The 2,060-nt window shown below is 62.9% G+C and carries 3 protein-coding genes; all 3 read right to left on the bottom strand.

All coding sequences use genetic code 11. The features are described 5' to 3' along the window. The coding region (locus tag C7477_RS18605; RefSeq protein WP_181418482.1) for a P-loop NTPase family protein at nt 1-428 on the bottom strand (428 nt) is incomplete at its 3' end. A 172-nt stretch (nt 429-600) separates the two neighbouring features. Next, nucleotides 601-1,032 (bottom strand): CopG family transcriptional regulator, encoded by a 432-nt coding sequence (locus tag C7477_RS18600; RefSeq protein ID WP_110754818.1) that lies wholly within the window; start codon nt 1,030-1,032, stop codon nt 601-603. A gap of 5 nt (nt 1,033-1,037) precedes the next feature. Then, the coding region (locus C7477_RS18595) for a type IV secretory system conjugative DNA transfer family protein (protein ID WP_181418481.1) at nt 1,038-2,060 on the bottom strand (1,023 nt) is incomplete at its 5' end.

The following is a 2,060-nucleotide window of genomic DNA, read 5'->3' as shown; positions in this document are numbered from 1 at the left end:
CGCAGCGTCGCTGCCTGCTCCGCCGTCATGATCCCGGCGGCGACATAATCGTCGAGCGTGAATACGGCGACGGCGGGCTTGCGGATAGCGAAGGCGGGTGCGGTGACCACGGGCGGCAGCAATCCCTCGAAGCGCTCGCCCGTCTCAGGCAGCTCCGCGGAAACGCGGGGACTGCGGGAATGAACCTCCGCGCCGACATGATGCGCGACGAGGCGGATGATCCGCTCACTGTCGGCGGCGGAAAGGTGCTCCCCCGTATAGGCCAGCCCCTCTGAAAGCCGGTCGACCCAGAGCCCCCCATCGGGGTTGAGCATCACCTCTATGATGGCGGGATCTTCCAGAAACCGTGCGATCGAGGCTCCAAGCGCCGTGCGCAACATCCGCGCGCCACGTGCGATCGCTTCCGGTTTGTGGTAAGTGGCAGTCATCTTGGCCCCGTTCTTGGCGGGGTGCAAAGATATTCCCCGCAACGGGGATGATTAAAAAAGCCGGAAATCCGTGCGATTCAACAAGGAATTAATGTCGTAGGGGTGTAGCGTGCAAATACAGGAGAACGGCGGTTTTGCTCTTACTTACTATTGGTGTCCCTCGCGGCTTGGCTCATTCCCTCTCCGGGGCGTCGATATCCTCGGAAATCTCCTGCCGAAGCTTCGGTCCCTTTGCCAGCCGGCGTCCGAGAGCGGTGACGAACGCCTCGTAGCGCTCTCCGGCCTTGGCACGCGCAGCCTGCGCGGCCGGTTCGGGTAGCGCGGGCGTGGTGGCGAGCCAGAAGCGGATGAACACGGCCAGCGTCTCGACGGCGATGCCGACATCCCGCTCCAGCCGGGTCATGCGCCGGTCCAGCTGATCGAGACGCTTGGCAAGTATCGCCTCGCGCCGCTCGGCATCGTCTGGTGACAGGAACGAAGCGATGGCAGCTTCTGCAATCAGGGACATCGACTGCTCACGGCGCGCGGCATAGTCGGAGAGCATCCTCATGATGTCCGGCTCAAGATAGACGGAGATCTGCGTCTTCTTCTTTCGGCTGGCCATCACAGCTACAACTCCATGCCGTCGTTCGGATCGAGCGATACCTGGCGCGCCATGCCCTGCACGAGCCGCGCAAAGTGGCTGCTGGCTGCGGCGCCATCGTCATCATCGGGCGGATCGAACTCATTTTCTATCGGCGCTTTCTTCTCGATGGGCTGCACGCGGCTAAGCTCGGGCTGCCGACGCCGTTCGGATTCGGTCGGATCCTCGTCCTCGCTTGCCCTCTCCCTCACCAGATCGGTTAGTTCCGGCCGCGGCGGCAAAGCCAATGCGCTCCAGTCGTCGGCGTTCGGATGCGTTGGGAGCGAGAGCGCCGGCGGTGGCAGGATACGCTCCTTGAAGCGGGCATCCTCGTAATAGCGAGCCTTTTTCGCCCGGATTGGCGGCGTGCCGGCAACCATGATGATCTCATCTGTGGGCGGAAGCTGCATGACCTCCCCCGCTGTCAGCAGCGGGCGCGCGGTTTCCTGCCGCGAGACCATGAGATGGCCGAGCCAGGGCGAGAGCCGGTGCCCTGCATAATTTTTCATAGCCCGCATCTCAGTCGCGGTACCGAGCGCGTCGGAAACACGTTTTGCGGTTCGTTCGTCATTGGTCGCGAAGCTGACGCGCACATGGCAGTTGTCGAGGATCGAATTGTTCGGCCCGTAGGCTTTCTCGATCTGGTTCAGCGATTGCGCGATCAGGAAGCTCTTCAGCCCATAACCCGCCATGAAAGCCAGCGCCGACTCGAAAAAATCCAGCCGGCCCAAAGCCGGAAATTCGTCGAGCATGAGGAGCAGCCGATGGCGGCCTGTCTTCGCTTCCAGGTCCTCGGTCAGCCGCCGGCCGATCTGGTTGAGGATCAGGCGGATTAGCGGCTTGGTCCGGCTGATATCGGAAGGAGGCACAACGAGATAGAGCGTCGTCGGCCGCTCCCCGCCGACAATGTCCGATATCCGCCAGTCGCAGCGCCGCGTCACCTCGGCGACGACGGGATCGCGATAGAGGCCTAGGAACGACATGGCGGTCGACAGCACGCCTGACCTTTC

Source organism: Paramesorhizobium leguminum, from assembly GCF_003217235.1.
In the GTDB taxonomy this organism is placed as follows: domain Bacteria; phylum Pseudomonadota; class Alphaproteobacteria; order Rhizobiales; family Rhizobiaceae; genus Paramesorhizobium; species Paramesorhizobium leguminum.
This window is presented reverse-complemented; position numbering and strand designations above follow the sequence as displayed.

Bases quoted from the DNA above. Each gene is read 5' to 3' on its own strand.
- C7477_RS18600 (WP_110754818.1), bottom strand. From the start codon at position 1,032: ATGGCCAGCCGAAAGAAGAAGACGCAGATCTCCGTCTATCTTGAGCCG.